This is a genomic window from Glaciimonas sp. CA11.2 (assembly GCF_034314045.1).
Lineage (GTDB): Bacteria > Pseudomonadota > Gammaproteobacteria > Burkholderiales > Burkholderiaceae_D > Glaciimonas.
On the sequence record NZ_JAVIWL010000001.1, the window covers coordinates 3105740 to 3123169 of the forward strand.

11 protein-coding genes and 3 pseudogenes are annotated in these 17430 nt (G+C 51.5%); 9 read left to right on the forward strand and 5 right to left on the reverse strand.

What is annotated here, in order from left to right; translation table 11 throughout:
* The first annotated feature begins 302 nt into the window (after positions 1-302).
* From rimP to RGU75_RS13420, 7 genes and pseudogenes are all read left to right on the forward strand, one after another.
* Positions 303-791: a ribosome maturation factor RimP gene (gene rimP, locus RGU75_RS13390; RefSeq protein ID WP_322236684.1), complete on the forward strand. Its 489-nt coding sequence runs from the start codon at positions 303-305 to the stop codon at positions 789-791.
* Entirely contained in the window at positions 788-2347 is a 1560-nt protein-coding gene (gene nusA / locus RGU75_RS13395; protein ID WP_322236686.1) for a transcription termination factor NusA, read from the forward strand. The genes rimP and nusA overlap by 4 nt, the downstream gene beginning before the upstream one ends.
* A 50-nt stretch (positions 2348-2397) precedes the next feature.
* The gene (gene infB / locus RGU75_RS13400; RefSeq protein ID WP_322236688.1) at positions 2398-5271 is read left to right on the forward strand and encodes a translation initiation factor IF-2; all 2874 of its coding nucleotides are present in this window, start codon (positions 2398-2400) and stop codon (positions 5269-5271) included.
* A gap of 172 nt (positions 5272-5443) precedes the next feature.
* Positions 5444-5833: a 30S ribosome-binding factor RbfA gene (gene rbfA / locus RGU75_RS13405; protein ID WP_205319526.1), complete on the forward strand. Its 390-nt coding sequence runs from the start codon at positions 5444-5446 to the stop codon at positions 5831-5833.
* A gap of 216 nt (positions 5834-6049) precedes the next feature.
* Positions 6050-7018: a tRNA pseudouridine(55) synthase TruB gene (truB, locus tag RGU75_RS13410; RefSeq protein ID WP_322236690.1), complete on the forward strand. Its 969-nt coding sequence runs from the start codon at positions 6050-6052 to the stop codon at positions 7016-7018.
* A gap of 251 nt (positions 7019-7269) precedes the next feature.
* Entirely contained in the window at positions 7270-9105 is a 1836-nt protein-coding gene (gene typA / locus RGU75_RS13415; RefSeq protein WP_322236692.1) for a translational GTPase TypA, read from the forward strand.
* Positions 9106-9370: 265 nt separating this feature from the next.
* A pseudogene (locus tag RGU75_RS13420) lies at positions 9371-10032 on the forward strand (aldo/keto reductase).
* 46 nt (positions 10033-10078) lie between these two features.
* Here the strand turns inward: RGU75_RS13420 and RGU75_RS13425 are convergent.
* The 5 genes and pseudogenes from RGU75_RS13425 to RGU75_RS13445 form a co-directional block, all read right to left on the reverse strand.
* Positions 10079-10327: pseudogene (locus RGU75_RS13425) on the reverse strand (Tn3 family transposase); the annotation flags it as partial.
* A gap of 127 nt (positions 10328-10454) precedes the next feature.
* Positions 10455-11288 carry an ABC transporter permease gene (locus RGU75_RS13430; RefSeq protein ID WP_322240514.1) on the reverse strand — a complete coding sequence of 278 codons (834 nt, stop codon included), beginning with the start codon at positions 11286-11288 and terminating at the stop codon, positions 10455-10457.
* 3 nt (positions 11289-11291) lie between these two features.
* The gene (locus tag RGU75_RS13435) at positions 11292-12551 is read right to left on the reverse strand and encodes an ABC transporter permease (RefSeq protein ID WP_322240517.1); all 1260 of its coding nucleotides are present in this window, start codon (positions 12549-12551) and stop codon (positions 11292-11294) included.
* Between the two features lie 323 nt (positions 12552-12874).
* Positions 12875-13915, reverse strand: a complete 1041-nt coding sequence (locus RGU75_RS13440) for an ABC transporter substrate-binding protein (protein ID WP_322236694.1) — start codon at positions 13913-13915, stop codon at positions 12875-12877.
* Between the two features lie 197 nt (positions 13916-14112).
* Positions 14113-15243: an ABC transporter ATP-binding protein gene (locus tag RGU75_RS13445; protein WP_322236696.1), complete on the reverse strand. Its 1131-nt coding sequence runs from the start codon at positions 15241-15243 to the stop codon at positions 14113-14115.
* A gap of 209 nt (positions 15244-15452) precedes the next feature.
* On the opposite strand from RGU75_RS13445, the gene RGU75_RS13450 reads away from it, so the two are divergent.
* A complete protein-coding gene (locus RGU75_RS13450) occupies positions 15453-16943 on the forward strand; it encodes a PLP-dependent aminotransferase family protein (RefSeq protein WP_416186868.1) in 1491 nt (496 codons plus the stop codon).
* Between the two features lie 273 nt (positions 16944-17216).
* Positions 17217-17411, forward strand: a pseudogene (locus tag RGU75_RS13455) (transposase); the annotation flags it as partial.
* Between the last annotated feature and the right edge of the window lie 19 nt (positions 17412-17430).

A 17430-nucleotide genomic window follows, 5' to 3' on the forward strand; every position in this document is an offset into this window, starting at 1 on the left:
TTTTCGTTAAGTGCAAGTGAGAAAGTCAGACCAAAATCCGAATCGTTGAAAGTTTCGATTTGACAACGGTTGAAACGATGTAAAAATATGGGTTAGCAACAAAAGACGGTTTCCACATTGCGGGAACCGTGCTAATCGCTTATAATTTATAGGTTAACAAAAGTCTTTTCGCATATTAGCGCGAAAGGCTGCATCAAATAACAAGAAATAAGAAGATGGGCTGATGCCCATTTTTTTTTTGCTAAACATTTGTGCATGGGTTTAATTTGATGGTATGCGTAGCTATTTAATGGAGAGTCGCCTTGCAGTTGCTGGAACTGATTGAAAAAACCGTTGTAGGCATGGACTACGAGTTGGTAGAGCTTGAAAAGGCCGCAGGTGGTTTACTGCGCGTGTTCATCGACATTACGCCCGAAAACGCCGAGCAAGGTGCGATCACGGTCGAAGACTGTGAAAAAGTAACGCATCAATTGCTGCACGTGTTGACAGTTGAAAATATTGTCTACGAGCGGCTTGAAGTGTCTTCGCCAGGCTTGGATCGTCCGTTAAAAAAATATTCCGACTATCTCCGTTTCGCTGGCAAAGAAGTGATCATCAAGTTGTGTTTGCCGATGCCCGGCGCTGCACATCGGAAGACATTTCAAGGTATTTTGCAGATACCGGATGGCGATAATCTAAAACTCGAATTTGAAGCAAACGATGGGTCGTCAGCGGTGCTGGATTTTACGCTCGCTGATGTCGACAAGGCACGCTTGGTGCCGCAGGTGAATTTTAGGAGTCGCAAAGCATGAGTCGCGAAATTTTATTGTTGGTCGATGCGCTCGCGCATGAAAAAAACGTCGACCGAGACGTGGTGTTCGGCGCGCTCGAGCATGCACTTGGTCAGGCGACTAAAAAGCGTTACGAAGGTGACGTGGATATTCGTGTGTCGATTGATCGCGAAACCGGTGAATTTGAGTCATTCCGTCGTTGGCACGTCGTGCCGGATGAAGCAGGTTTGCAATTGCCCGATCAGGAAATTTTGCTGTTCGAAGCAAAAGAGCAAATCGAAGACGTAGAAGTCGATGACCATATTGAAGAGCCGATTGAATCGGTTGATTTTGGCCGTCGTTTCGCACAGGATACCAAGCAAGTTGTTTTGCAGCGCATACGTGACGCCGAGCGTGAGCAAATTCTTGCCGACTTTCTGGAGCGCGGAGATTCTTTAGTCACTGGCACCATCAAGCGCATGGAGCGTGGCGATGCAATTGTTGAATCGGGCAAGATTGAAGCGCGTCTGCCACGTGATCAGACAATTCCTAAGGAAAACCTGCGTATCGGTGATCGTGTCCGTGCTTTCATTTTGCGGATTGATCGCAATGCACGCGGCCCGCAAGTGATTCTTTCACGTACCGCGCCGGATTTCATTAAAAAATTGTTCGAACTTGAAGTGCCTGAGATCGAGCAAGGTTCTCTCGAAGTTAAGTCGGCTGCACGCGATCCCGGCGTTCGCGCCAAGATTGCTGTTTATACAAGCGATAGCCGGATTGATCCAATCGGTACCTGTGTTGGTATGCGTGGTTCACGCGTACAAGCCGTCACTGGTGAACTCGGTGGCGAGCGTGTCGATATTGTGTTGTGGTCTGAAGATCCTGCGCAATTCGTCATTGGCGCACTGGCTCCGGCTAACGTCTCGTCGATCGTGGTAGATGAAGAAAAACACGCGATGGACGTTGTTGTTGACGCAGAAAATCTCGCTATCGCAATTGGTCGCGGTGGTCAGAATGTGCGGCTGGCAGCAGAGTTGACTGGTTGGCAGATTAACATTATGACTGCTGAAGAGTCAGCGGATAAGTCGGCTGTTGAAACCGCAGCAGTCCGTGCGCTCTTCATGGAAAAGCTTGATGTCGATCAGGAAGTTGCTGACATTCTGGTGGAAGAGGGTTTTGCCAGCCTTGAAGAAATCGCTTATGTGCCGATTACCGAAATGCTGGAAATCGAATCGTTTGACGAAGAAACTGTCAATGAATTGCGTAACCGTGCGCGCGATGCATTGGTGACCGAAGCGATTGCCTCGGAAGAAGGCCTGGAAGGCATGGAAGATGCGCTGGCCAATTTTGATGGCATGGACCGTGTTGTTGCTGGTAAGTTGGGCTTGGCAGGTATCAAGACTCTGGCTGGCTTCACTGGTCTTGCGTATGACGAATTTGGCGCGATTTTGGCTCTGCCTACTGACCGTGCCCGTCAATTGATTAAAGAAGAATTTAAAGATGTGACCGACGATGAGATGAAACTTATCGATGCCAAGTATGATGATCGTGCTAAAGCCTTACAGGCTAAAGCATGGAATACCGCGGAAGCCAAGTGATCCGCGAGGTTCCAATGTCGTCTACCGCGCCACATAGAAAAGAGGACTGAATGGCGAGTAACAATGTAGCCCAATTTGCCACCGAGCTAAAGATGCCTGCAGATTTGTTGTTGACGCAGTTGCGTTCAGCAGGTGTCTCTAAAGATTCGACTGATGATTCCTTGTCAAAAGAAGACAAGGATCGTTTGTTGGAACATCTGCGCCGTTCGCACGGCGCAGTGACCGATGGCGAGAAAAAGAAAATAACGCTGACCCGCAAGGAAACCACAGAAATCAAGCAGGCTGATGCGACAGGAAAATCGCGCACCATCCAGGTTGAGGTCCGTAAGAAGCGTACTTTCGTTCAGCGCGATGACCCTGCGGCGGAAACGCCTGAGGTTTCAGCTGAGCCTGTTGCCGCAGTGGTTGATGAAGCAGAACTGGCGCGTCGTGCAGACGAAGCGCGTCGGCATGCTGAATTAATGGCGCGTCAAGAAGTAGAGCTGCGTGAAAAGCAGGAGCATTTGGCAAAACTCGAAGCCGAGAAAGAAGCCCAGGCAAAAGCTGCGCAAAAAGCCGAAAGTGATGCAAAAAAGATCGAAAGCGAAGCCAAAAAGGCTGAGATAGACGCCAAAAAAGCTGCTGTTGCGGCTGCGCCTGTTGCTGCATCTTCTACACCGACTCCGGCGCCAGTGAAAACTGCTGACGATGCTGAGATGGAAGAAAAGAAGCGCTTAGCTGCTGAAGACGCGAAGAAGAAAGTGGCGGAAGCCGCGAAGGAAGCTGCAGAAAAATCGGCTGCAACTGAGCGCGCCCGTAAAGCGGTGCAAGATGAAGTTGCGCAGATCAAGGCGATGATGAATGCGCCGCGTCGCGTCATCAAGGCTCCTGAACCTGTCGCTCCTCCAGTTGTTGTCAAAGCTGCACCAGCTGGAACGCTACACAAGCCTGCGGATAAGAAACCAAGCGAGAAAAAAGACGACAAGAAAGTTGTTGTCGACAAGAAATCGATTAAGTCTGCAAATGTTTCCTCGACTTGGTCTGACGACGCGAAAAAACGCGGCGCTGGTATCAAGACGCGTGGTAACACTGGCGGCGGTCGCGATGGTTGGCGCAGTGGTGGTAAGGGACGTCGTAATTCACATAGTGATGATCACGAAACGAACTTCCAGGTGCCGACTGAAGCGGTGGTGAAGGACGTTTATGTTCCTGAAACCATTACCGTTGCTGAGCTGGCCCACAAAATGGCAGTGAAAGCATCGGAAGTCATTAAGCATCTGATGAAGCTTGGTCAAATGGTCACCATTAACCAAGTGCTGGATCAGGAAACTTCCATGATTTTAGTGGAAGAAATGGGCCATACGGCACATGCAGCCAAAGAAGACGATCCAGAAGCATTGCTGGTGGATGGTGAAGAGCAGGCAGATGCAGAACTGGTGTCTCGTGCCCCAGTCGTGACTGTCATGGGTCACGTTGACCATGGTAAAACTTCGCTGTTGGATTACATTCGTCGTTCTAAAGTGGCATCTGGCGAAGCCGGTGGAATTACGCAACATATCGGTGCGTACCACGTTGAGACGCCAGGCGGTATGATTACCTTCCTGGATACGCCAGGCCATGAAGCATTTACGGCCATGCGTGCACGTGGTGCAAAAGCAACCGATATCGTGATTCTGGTAGTTGCTGGTGACGATGGCGTGATGCCGCAAACGAAAGAGGCGATTGCCCATGCGAAAGCAGCTGGCGTGCCGCTCGTCGTAGCCGTTACCAAGATTGATAAGCCAGGTGCCAATATGGATCGGGTCAAGCAAGAACTGATCGCCGAACAAGTTGTGCCTGAAGAATACGGCGGAGACGCGCCTTTTGTTGGCGTTTCAGCTAAGACCGGTGAAGGTATTGAAGCCTTGCTGGAACAGGTTCTGCTACAGGCAGAAGTGTTGGAACTGAAAGCACCGATCACCACAGCAGCACGTGGTCTGGTGGTTGAGGCACGACTCGATAAAGGTCGCGGTCCAGTGGCAACTATTTTGGTTCAGTCCGGTACATTGAAACGTGGTGACGTAGTTCTGGCTGGTTCAGCCTACGGACGTGTTCGCGCCATGCTAGACGAAAACGGTAAAGCAATTAGCGAAGCGGGTCCTTCGATTCCTGTCGAAATTCAGGGTTTAACCGAAGTGCCGGTTGCGGGTGAAGAAGTGATGGTCATGGTCGATGAACGCAAAGCGCGTGAAATCGGTCTGTTCCGTCAAGGTAAATTCCGCGACGTTAAGTTGGCTAAGCAACAAGCTGCCAAGCTGGAAAACATGTTCGATCAGATGGCCGAAGGCGAAGTCAAGAATCTGCCGATGATCATCAAGACCGACGTTCAGGGTTCGCAAGAGGCGTTGGTGCAGTCCTTGCAAAAACTGTCGACCAGCGAAGTACGGGTTCAGGTTGTACACGCTGCAGTGGGTGGTATCACCGAGTCCGATGTCAACTTGGCGTTGGCTTCGAAAGCAGTCATCATTGGCTTTAACGTCCGTGCTGATGCACAGGCGCGCAAGATGGCAGAAGCCAATGGCGTTGATCTACGTTACTACAACATCATTTATGACGCTGTAGATGAGATCAAAGCGGCGATGTCTGGCATGTTGTCGCCAGAGAAGCGTGAGCAATCATTGGGTCTGGTCGAAATTCGCCAGGTTCTGTTGGTCAGCAAAGTTGGCGCAATTGCGGGTTGCTATGTACTCGAAGGCTTGGTCAAGCGTGGCGCATCAGTACGATTGTTGCGCGACAGCGTGGTCTTGTGGACCGGGGAACTGGATTCACTGAAGCGCTTCAAAGACGATGTTAAAGAAGTCAAGTTTGGCTTTGAGTGTGGTCTGACTCTGAAGAACTTTAACGATATCAAAGAAGGCGATCAACTCGAAATCTTTGAAGTCGAAGAAATTGCACGGACGCTGTAACTTTAAGCGTCAGGTACAGATGCAGCATGCACATGAAAGTGTGCATGCATTAGCATAAAATGATTTAAATCAGGGAAATCGGGCTTCGTGCCCGATTTCCTTTTGGTGTATTCTGGAAGTTAAACAGTTTTAAAGTAGTCCATCAGTGAAAGCTACGGCTAAGTAAAGAGATATGGCTAAACATAGTAAATCCATCCCCGGACGCGGATTGCGGGTCGCCGACCAGATTCAACGCGATTTGTCGGAAATCATCGTGTTCGAATTAAAAGATCCGCGTGTCGGAATGATCACCATCACTGAAGTGCAAGTGACGGCTGATTACGCGCATGCGAAAGTCTTTTTCACCATGCTGAATGATGATCCTGAAGCAATTCGCCTGACGGTGGCTGGCTTGACGCAAGCGGCTGGATTCCTGCGGAATCAACTAGGTCGACGGTTGACAATTCATACATTGCCGGCATTACATTTTCACCACGATAATTCGACTGCACGCGGTGCCCAAATGTCACAGCTGATCGCATTGGCGAACGCAACACGGGCTAAGGATGACGGCGAAGACTGAGGTCCTTCCAAGGATTTCTCTTTACTGTCAGCTCTGTTCGTGACAAGGATTTAGTGATGCTAGGCTTAATATAGGTTTAATAGCTTATGCATATTTGATGAGACAAGGTTTTTAAGCGCCGACTCAAGTGTGAGCGCGCACTTTAAACCGCGATATTTTTACTCATTAAGCAATCCTAACTAAATAAGTATTACCACCTTCAAAGTACATTCCCTTATGGCGTCAACCTCGCCCAAAAGAATTCGCGTGCCTCTCAATGGCGTTTTGTTGCTTGATAAAGCAGTAGGATGGTCAAGCAACGATGCGCTGATCAAAGCCAAGCGGTTAATGAATGCGACAAAAGCAGGTCATACCGGCACGCTTGATCCATTTGCGACTGGCGTTTTGCCATTGTGTTTTGGCGAAGCGACAAAGTTTGCTCAAGACCTGTTGGATGCTGACAAGACATACGAAGCCGTGATCCATCTGGGCTTGACGACCGCCACCGGGGACACCGAAGGCGATGTATTAGAGACCCGCGATGTGGAGGTGACGCGTGAGAAAATTGATGCCGCGCTGGCACAATTTCGCGGCGATATCAAACAAGTTCCACCGATGTATTCAGCGCTTAAGCGCGATGGAAAACCGTTATACGAATACGCCCGCGCCGGTATTACATTAGAGCGTGAAGCGCGTGACGTAACGATCCATCTACTTGAGTTTATCGATTATCAAGCGCCATATTTGAGTGTCCGTGTGGTCTGCAGCAAAGGTACTTATATTCGCGTTTTAGGCGAAGAAATTGGTGCCGTTCTGGGTTGCGGTGCGCATTTAAACGCATTGCGACGGACACAAGTTGGGCATTTAACATTGTCGGGTTGCCTTACTTTGGAGACGTTGACTGCAATACCCGAGGATGAGCGGGCGGCATTGCTGGCTTCCGTGGATAGTCTTTTACTGACATTTCCAGAGGTGGTATTGACCGAGCCATTGGCGCAGCGGTTTTTGCAAGGGCAACGTCTGACGCTGGATAAAGAAGGCGTTTTGCCTCCAGCGCAAATAGGGCGCGTACGGGTTTATCGCGAGTACGCGCATACTGCGGAAATAACCGATGGGACGTTGCGGCAATTGTTAGGTACTGCGCAATTTCACGACTACGGTGTACTGGCGCCAGAGCGATTGGTGTCGACAGCATTACCAAAATAGTCATCTTTAAATTGTGGTCTGGTTTTATAGACATTGTATTTCTGAAAAAATAAAGCAAAACTACACATCCCAACCCTTTGAAATCAGAAGGCTTTTGGTGGTTTTGCACTGCATCATGTTATAATACTGGGTCTCCCGAATTCCGTTGCATTTTCCAGGCCTCTCAGGGTTTGTACTGCGCGGGCTTTTACCGCGCACTTGCTGCGTTAATTACCGAATTCCTTACTGAATTCCTCTATATCCATAACAATATGTCAAACACAAAACGCGCTATCCGCAACATTGCCATTATTGCTCACGTCGATCATGGTAAAACCACGTTGGTTGACCAACTTTTGCGTCAATCCGGTACTTTCCGCGACAATCAGCACGTTGATGCGCGCGTCATGGATTCGAACGATATTGAAAAAGAGCGCGGCATCACGATTTTGTCGAAAAATTGCGCTGTCGAATACGAAGGCACGCATATCAACATCGTTGATACCCCAGGCCATGCCGACTTCGGTGGTGAAGTCGAGCGCGTGCTGTCAATGGTTGACAGCGTATTGCTGTTGGTGGATGCGTCTGAAGGACCAATGCCACAAACGCGTTTCGTTACGCGTAAAGCGCTGGAACTGGGCCTCAAGCCGATCGTTGTCATCAATAAAATTGACCGTCCTACTGCGCGTGCCGAGTGGGCCATCAACGCGACTTTTGAACTATTCGACAAGCTGGGTGCAACTGAAGAGCAACTTGACTTCCCAGTCGTCTATGCTTCGGCCCTGAACGGTTACGCCAGCCTGGACCCAACTGTACGCGAAGGCACGATGACACCATTGTTCGACGCGGTGTTAGAGCACGTTCCTGCACGCGAAGACGATCCGGATGGTCCGTTGCAACTACAAATTACGTCGCTGGAATATTCGTCTTACGTTGGTAAGATCGGCGTTGGTCGCATCTTGAGCGGACGCGTCAGAGCGTTGCAAGATGTTGTTCTTTTAAATGGTCCTGATGACAAGCCGACCCGCGCCCGTATCAATCAGGTACTGACGTTCAAAGGTCTGGACCGTGTACTGGTTGACGAAGCATTGGCTGGTGATATTGTCCTGATCAATGGTATCGAAGAGATCGGTATCGGTACGACAATTTGTGCTCCGGATGCGCCTAAAGGTTTGCCGATGCTAAAAGTGGATGAGCCGACCTTGACGATGAATTTCATGGTCAATAACTCACCATTGGCAGGACGTGAAGGTAAGTTTGTGACGACACGTCAGATTCGTGATCGTCTGGACCGTGAATTGAAGGGTAACATGGCATTACGTGTTGTCCCGGCTGAAAACGACGATTCGACCTATGAAGTATCAGGTCGCGGCGAATTGCATCTGACGATTCTGATCGAAAACATGCGTCGCGAAGGTTTCGAGCTGGCTGTTTCGCGTCCTCGCGTTGTCTACAAAATGGTTGATGGTGTTCGTCAAGAGCCGTATGAAAACCTGACCGTCGATGTCGAAGAAGCAAACCAGGGCGGCGTCATGGAAGAGTTGGGTCGTCGTCGTGGTGATTTGCAAAACATGGAACCGGATGGCAAAGGTCGCGTACGTCTTGAATACCGTATTCCTGCACGTGGTCTGATCGGTTTCCAAGGCGAATTCATGACATTGACACGCGGCACTGGCTTGATGAGTCACGTGTTTGATGAATACGCACCAGTTGACAATACCAAGGCTGAATTGGGCGGTCGTCGCAATGGCGTATTGGTTTCACAAGACGATGGCGCAGCCGTTGCTTACGCTATCTGGAAACTGCAAGAGCGTGGTCGTATGTTCGTTAGCCACAATGATCCAGTGTATGAAGGCATGATCATTGGTATTCACTCACGTGACAATGATCTGGTCGTTAATCCGATCAAGGGCAAGCAACTGACTAACGTGCGATCATCAGGTACTGATGAAGCGGTGCGTCTGGTAACGCCGATCCAAATGTCTTTGGAATACGCGGTTGAATTTATTGAAGATGACGAATTGGTTGAAGTGACACCGAAGAGTATTCGTTTGCGCAAACGTCATTTGAAAGAAACAGACCGTAAGAAAGCATCGCGCGATTCTTGATTTGAGATGGCTGCTGGTGATCAACTCGCCAGCGCCTGATTGAACTGAGGGCGATGATCAACCCGATCAATTTGTGAGGCTAGCGCCACACTGGTATGTCGGGTTTTTTTACGTCTGCGGGAATGGTCCGACGGGCTGTGCTACGCGCGAAAACAGCGAATGAGGTAATCGCATTGCCCGCTTCTAACCGGAGAAAATGCCATGACAACCACTCCCATCAAGGCTTCACGTCAGCTGGGCAACTCCCCCTCTACACGTTCCCCCTCTGACATGTGGCGGCAATGTATTCAGCTGGACCGTCGACGAACCGACTTGGTTCTTGTTGCTCGACAAGATGGTCGATGCAGGCTTGAATTTCATTGATACCGCCGATGTGTATTCGCGCTGGGCGCGTACGCGCGTCTGATCGAGCAAGGCAAGGTCAGAGTGATAGGTGCATCGAATTATTCGGCAGCGCGCCTGCTGGAAGCTATTCAGGTCAGCAAAGCAGAAAACTACCCGCGTTATCAAACATTGCAACCGCAATACAATCTGTACGATCGTGCCGATTATGAAAAAACGCTGCAGCCGCTGGTGCTGGAACATGGGATTGGGGTTATCAATTACTACGCATTGGCAAGTGGTTTTCTGAGCGGCAAGTACCGCGGAACCGCCGATCTGACCAAGAACCCGCGCGGGCAGGCGGTAAAACGCTATCTGGATACGCGTGGTCTGCGCATCCTGGATGCGCTCGATCAGGTCGCGGCACGTCTCAATGCAAATCCCGCGCGGGTTGCTTTAGCTTGGTTATTTGCGCGACCCGGTATTACGGCACCGATTGCGAGTGCCACGACGTTAGCGCACCTGGATGACTTGGTCGCCGCGACCCGACTGACGTTAGACGTCGAAGCGATTTCACTATTAAATCTTGCCAGTGCCGAAAGTTAAGACGCTGACTGTGCAACCTAGATAACCGCCCCTTTCATAGCAGCATATTCGGCACGGTATGGACGGTGCGCACCAGCACAATAAAACGCATGCTATCGGCCGATGCCACATCGCCACCGTCCCAGGTACGCGCCAACGCGACTTTATTTTGGCTAGAGACCAACCTTGCGTTGCCATCGGTCAGCGTTTCATCGCGCATGTAGTTCTGCTCGACCCACGTCACTCGATCGCGCCGTAACGATGGGATGTCCTGACTGGTGAACGACTCGAAACCGGTATTGCAAGCCTGAGCCAGATTTGGAGGGCGATGGAAGCGCTGTGACGCTGGATTCCGGGCTCTGTAAATCCTTAAGTCGGTTCGCTGTTCCATTGCTCGCCAGGTCTTTTTATCTGAAATGGCATTATCGCTGACCGCTGCAACGCTATATTTTGGCCAACGCCTTGTTACGGCCGCGTATCCATTCCAGCGTCAGCAACAGACAGGTAGAAAATATGATCAGAATAGTTGCCAGCGCGGCGATCGTCGGGCTGATATTTTCCTTGATGCCAGTAAACATTTGCCGCGGCAAAGTGGCCTGCCCTGGACCTGCAACAAATAGGGTCACCACGACATCGTCGAACGACGTCGCAAAAGCAAACAACGCACCTGAAATCAACCCCGGCGCAATGACCGGCAATGTAATGCGGAAGAACGTCATCAGCGGATTGGCGCCCAGGCTGAGGCTGGCGCGCACCAGATTGTGGTTGAATCCTTGCAGCGTTGCTAATACCGTCGTCACTACAAACGGTGCGCCCAGCGCTGCATGCGCCAGAATCAGGCCGGCATAGCTGTCGGACAAGCCGATCTGCGCGAAGAACAAATAAACCCCGACCCCGATTACAACAACCGGCACCACCATCGGAGAGATCAGCACCGCCATCAGCAAACCCTTGCCGCGAAATTCCGCCTTGTTCAATCCGACCGCCGCCAGCGTGCCGAGTACTGTCGCCAGTACGGTTGCTGAAGGTGCCACGATAAAACTATTCTTGGCGGCGCTGATCCATTCATCCGAATGGATCAGATTCTGATACCAGCGAAATGAGTAGCTGTGAATCGGATAGACCAGGAAGGTACTATCGCTGAACGACAATGGGATGATCACCAGAATCGGTAGCAACAGGAACACCAGCACCAGTACATTGAATCCGCGAGACAAGAAAAACCAGGCGCGCTCGATGAACGAGAGATAGGGAGGGAATTGCGGAAATATCTTCATCATTTAAGCCATGCTCACATCAATTTTGGTAAAGCGGCGATATACCGTATACAACACTAGCGTAGCAGCAAACAGCAATGCACCGAGTGCGCAAGCCATGCCCCAGTTGATGGTGACATTGGTGAAATAAGCAATGTAATAACTCACCATCTGCTCGTTCGGGCCACCCAGCAAGGCCGGGGTAATGTAGTAACCGACCGACAAAATAAATACCAGTAATGCGCCAGCGCCAATCCCGGGATAAGTTTGCGGCACATACACGCGCCAGAAGGCGGCAAACGGATGACTGCCGAGCGATATTGCCGCGCGCAAATAGGTAGGTGGAATAGCTTTCATCACGCTGTACAGCGGCAGAATCATGAACGGCAACAGGATATGAGTCATGGCGATATACACGCCGATGCGGTTGAACAGCAACTCCAGCGGTGCCTGCGTCACGCCGATGGCCATCAGCGCCTTGTTGACCAGTCCTTCCGATTGCAGCAAGACAATCCAGGCGGCAACCCGCACCAACACGGAAGTCCAGAACGGGATCAAGACCAGGATCATGAACAAATTGGCGCGTCGGTCCGACATGCTGGATAACCAGTAGGCCAGTGGATAACCGATCACCACACAGGCCAGCGTCACCACCAGACTCATCCACAAAGTACGCGCAAAGATCTTTTGATATACCGACGCGCTGTCGTCGACTTTTTCGATATGGCCGTAGGGATTTTGCTTAAGGTCAAGCGCGGCCAATAAATAATAAGGCGAATAAGGCGTACCGTTTTTGGCGATCGCCCGCCAGTAATCCAGTTCACCCCATTGTGGATCAATATCGATCAAGGCCGGTTTTATTTGCGTGGCAGATACGGGCTGACCGTTGGCATCCACCAGTGGCAATGCTCGCGCGGTCTTCATGATGATAGAACGGGCACCGGAGATTTCCGAATTCAGGCGGCGTGCCAACGCACCAGTAGCACTATCCTGTCGCGCTTTCAGTAAATCGACCGCCAGCGCCGCATAGGCGGCGTCCGGCGGCGTACTCTTGCGATCCCAGCTCGCCAATGCGGCGACGGTATGCGGAAGCGTAGTGACAATCTCCGGGTTCTCCACTGCCCGCTTGAGCAGCATGGCAATTGGAACCAAAAATGTCAGCAGCAAAAATATCGCCAGGGGCGCAATCAGCGCCAGCGCAGCAGTACGCTTGCGAAACAGTGCCTGACGCAATTCCCGCTTGAGCTGCGTATTCGGCTGAGGGCTGGTGGGCTCGGTCGTCATATTAGGGACGGCAGCGCCGGATGGAATAGAATTCATAGTGATCTGGTATTACCAAAAAATACTGCTGCCATGATGTACGCAATGGCAAAAAGGCGACCGAAACATGGCGAGCAGTGGTCACAGGACGCCTGCGGCGTACCTCTTTGAAAAGCACTCCTCGCCACCTTTCCTCGAAGCTTAAATAGCACTACAAATTATTCCATTTCCACATCAAAGGTGAACGCGACGAAGCTAAGGACACGTTATTCATGGCAAGGATAACTCCTGCCCTATACATCCATGGGCAAGAGCGGACCTAAAACGCACGTTTGATATAAAAAAAATTACTTGGCAGCCCAGGCAGTGAAACGTTGTTCCAGCTCTTCACCGTGGTCGGTCCAGAACGACAAATTGAGTTGCAGCGCATCCTTGGCATTGGCCGCAGATGTCGGCAGGTTCGCCAGTGTTTTGGCATCCAGCATCTTCAGCGCATTATTGTTAACCGGACCGTAGGCAATGTTGCTAGCGTAATTTTTTTGCGATTCAGGGGTGCTGGCAAATGCGATGAATTTCTCTGCCTGCTCCTTGTTCGGCGTTCCCTTTGGAATGACCCAGAAGTCTAGCGTGTAAATACTGCCGAGCCAGCTCACCTTCAGGTTTTTGCCTTCGCGTTGCGCCGCGTCGATACGGCCATTGAACGCGGTCGACATCACGACATCGCCGGCCACCAGGAATTGCGGCGGTTGTGCGCCTGCTTCCCACCACTGGATGTTCGGCTTCAATTCATCGAGTTTCTTGAAGGCACGATCGACACCGGCTTTGGTGCTCAGCACCTTGTAGATATCCTTCTGGGCCACGCCATCGGCCATCAATGCGAATTCCAGCGTGTACTCGGCGCCCTTCTTCATGGCACGTTTGCCAGGGAATTTTTTGACGTTCCAGAAATCGGCCCAATCCTTCGGTGCCACTTTCAGTTTGTCGGCATCGTAAGCCAGCACGGTTGACCAAACGAAGGCGCCCATGCCACATTCATTAATTGCCGAGGGCAGGAAATCGGCTTTGTTACCGAGTTTTTTCACGTCGATTTTTTCCAGCAAGCCTTCTTCGCAAGCGCGTCCAATATCTCCAGCATCCACTTCCACGACATCCCAGCTGACTTTTTTGGCTTCGACCATGGCTTTGATTTTGGCCAGTTCGCCATTGAATTCCACCACGGTAATCTTGTCGCCGGTGGCCTTGGAAAACGGTTCGATGTAAGCAATTTTTTGCGCAGCACCGTTGGCGCCGCCGAAATTGACAATCGTCAGGTTAGCCGCGTGGGTCATGCCGACTGCTGCCACAGACAAAACTATACTGGTCAGAACAGGTTTGAATAACAATTTCATCACGTCTCCTAATGGGTGCAAATGTGGAAGTACAGATAATTAAGTGCTTACTATTGCCAAATGAAAGGTATCTCAAAAAACCGCCGCCTCAGCTGACGCTGACCTTGCCCAAGGAGTACGGCAACGTGCTATCCGGTTTCTTGCAACGCGGGGATCGGCGCAGTTGTCGAATCCCTCGGCAGGTTTTTAGAGATGCCTCAAATGAAAATACGCAAATGGTCGGGATTTATGTCCAGTACCACCTGAGTTCCTTCATGTAAACCTGCCAAGGCCGGATCGTTCAATGTCAGTTTGACAAAACAGTCCGCCTGTTGCGGGATTGCGCAGCGCACGCGCACGTGATCGCCGAAATAAATCAGGCTGGTGACATTGGCGCGCAGCGCACTCGGATGGGCACTATCGGATGGCAGTAGGCGTATGCGCTCTGGTCGTATGCAGGCGACTACCGCCTCATTAGCTCTGGCCTGGTTGGCATTGACGCCGGTCAGTTGTGCGCCGTTAGGCAAGCGCACCGTGCAGCGCTCTCCTTCGGTCGAAGCGATGACGCCGTTGAAGCGATTGTTATCGCCAATGAAACCGGCGACGAATTGATTTTCGGGATATTCGTATAAACGATCGACCACCGCCAGTTGCTGGATGATGCCCTGATCGAACACCGCGACCCGGTCCGACATTGTTAAGGCTTCGCTTTGATCGTGCGTCACATACACGAAGGTGACGCCGAGGCTTTTATGCAGCGCCTTCAGTTCGAGTTGCATGTGCTCGCGCAACTGTTTATCGAGGGCACCCAATGGTTCATCCATCAGCACCAGTTTCGGATCAAATACCAGTGCCCGTCCCAATGCAACGCGCTGTTGCTGACCACCTGACAACTGGGCTGGATAGCGGTCGCCGAACTTGCCCATCTGGACCATGTCGAGCGCCTTCTTTACCTTGTCAGCGCGTTCGCTACCGTTTATGTTGCGCACCCGCAGCGGATAGGCGACGTTTTGCGCTACCGTCATATGCGGAAACAGCGCGTAATTCTGAAACACCATGCCGATATTGCGCTTGTGTGGCGGTACTTTGTTGAGCAGTTGACCGTCAAGACGAATCTCGCCGCCCGTCGGAAACTCAAATCCGGCCAGCATCATCAAACAAGTTGTCTTACCGGAGCCGGACGGCCCGAGCAAGGTCAAAAATTCACCACGCTTGATATCCAGATTGAGATTCTTGACCACCAGACTTTCGCCGTCATAGGTTTTCTTGACACCCGAAAACTGCACCAGCGTATCCACACCGTTACGTGCGATATCGGCCAGATGGGGGGATAAATTTCCTTGTTTCAACTTGTACTCCTGCCAAATATGGAATGCCAGCGGTTTTGCGCCGCTCCGTTAGTATCTATTTTGCGCACTTTCTAATGCATTTCGAATACTAAGGCTTTCGTGGACTTACAATATAGAGCCACTTTCAATTATTTAACGGAGCCACTTTGCGCATCGCCTCTCTCTCTGAATTTCTGCTGATACGTATTGAGCGTCTTTTGGATAGCACTTTGGTAAAGCCGCGCAATACGCCGAAATCCGGGCTCTCAAGCGGCTCCTCCACCTCAAGCGCCGGCGCGCCACTGAACCGACAGATTTATCAAGCCATCCGTGAAGCCATCCTTGCGCAGCTGTTGCCATCCGGTTTGCAATTGCCATCATCGCGCGATCTCGCGCGCGAATTGGCAATATCACGCAATACCGTGACTTACGCCTATGAACAATTGATTGCCGAAGGCTATCTGGAAACGCGTGCGGGCTCCGGCACTTTCATCGCCGACACCACGCCAAATCAGATTCCCGGTGGCCGCTTAAACAAACCGCCACTGACCGATCCCAGCGGTCAATCGGAGCTCTCCGCTCATGGCGCGCAATTGATTCAACAAGCGGGTGTCAGCGATTTGCAATGGGGCGCGTTCATGCCCGGCGTTCCGGACGTGACGTTGTTCCCGAACAAAATATGGAGCCGCCTGCAAAATAAGCACTGGCGGCGTTCGCGTGCCGATTTGCTAACCTACGGTGAAGCGGGCGGCTATATGCCACTGCGCGAAGCGATCGCCGAATACCTGCGTATAGCGCGCTCGGTCAACTGTCATGCTAATCAGGTCATCATTACTACCGGCATCCACCAGTCGCTGGATATTGTTGTCAAATTGCTGGGTGAACATGGCGATAGCGCCTGGGTCGAAGATCCTTGTTACTGGGGTACCCGTAGCGTGCTCAACTCGCTCGGGATCAAGCCGGTCGCCATTCCGGTAGATACCGAAGGTATGCGCATGCGGCTGGCCAACCTGCGCCAACCGCCGCGTTTTATCTGCACCACACCATCTCATCAATATCCGCTCGGGATGGTAATGAGCCTGTCGCGGCGGCGCGCCTTGCTGGAGTATGCGGCAAGCCGCAAAGTCTGGATTATCGAGGATGATTACGACAGCGAATTCCGCTACGGAAGCCGTCCATTGGCAGCCTTGCAGGGGATGGATACGCATGACCGGGTGCTGTACATGGGGACCTTTAGCAAAACCATGTTTCCCAGTATGCGGATCGGCTTTATGGTGGTGCCAGAGTCACTGGCGGGCGCATTTGCCACCGGCGTGTCCGAACTGTATCGCGGCAGTCAGGTGTTTATGCAAGCGATCATGGCAGACTTCATGACCGAGGGACATTTTACCTCTCACATCCGACGCATGCGGATGCTGTATGCGGAGCGCCTGCAACTGCTACAGGATGCGATCGCACACCATTTCGGCGATCGCATCACGCTGACCGGCGGCGAGGCCGGTTTGCATCTGGCGATGGGCCTGCCGCCGCAATGTGACGACCTGGCCATCAGTCGCGTAGCGCGTGAGGCCGGTATCGTCGCCCGTCCTTTATCACGATATTATATGGACCCGGCCTTCTCGCAAAAAGGCTTGTTACTGGGCTACGCTTGCGTGCCGAGCGAACAGATACGACCTGCTTTCGATAAGCTGGCCACGATTATCAAGGCACACTGGAAGTGAACTCCGTCACGATACTGACGTATTTCTTCTCCTACAAGCGATCATGCGCTAGCAGTGCCCAAATCGTTTGCGTGATTTTTTTAATCAGCGCCAAACTGTTCTCTAATATGCGGTGCAGACTGGCGTGTCAGATGCCTAATTGCGCATCTAACTCTTTCAATACGGCCGCCAGCATTAGCCGGCGTTTCACAATCTTCAGACGAAAAAACCTCTACATTCCTTACGGGCTTTAGAGGGGTTTTTAATTGGCACTTAAAACCCAATACTTAGCCAGGCAGGCGCATCACGAAGGTGACAGCGCAAAAGACCAAGGTGGAATGGGCACAGTTTCTGCACGACATCGCTCAGCAGAGCCATCAGGCACCACGCATCACATTAGTCACGGACAACATCAACACCCACACGTCAGATGCATTGTACGAAGTATTTGAACCACAGCGGGTCAAGGCGCTGTGGGACCGCTTCGAGATCGGAGACCGTACAAAGC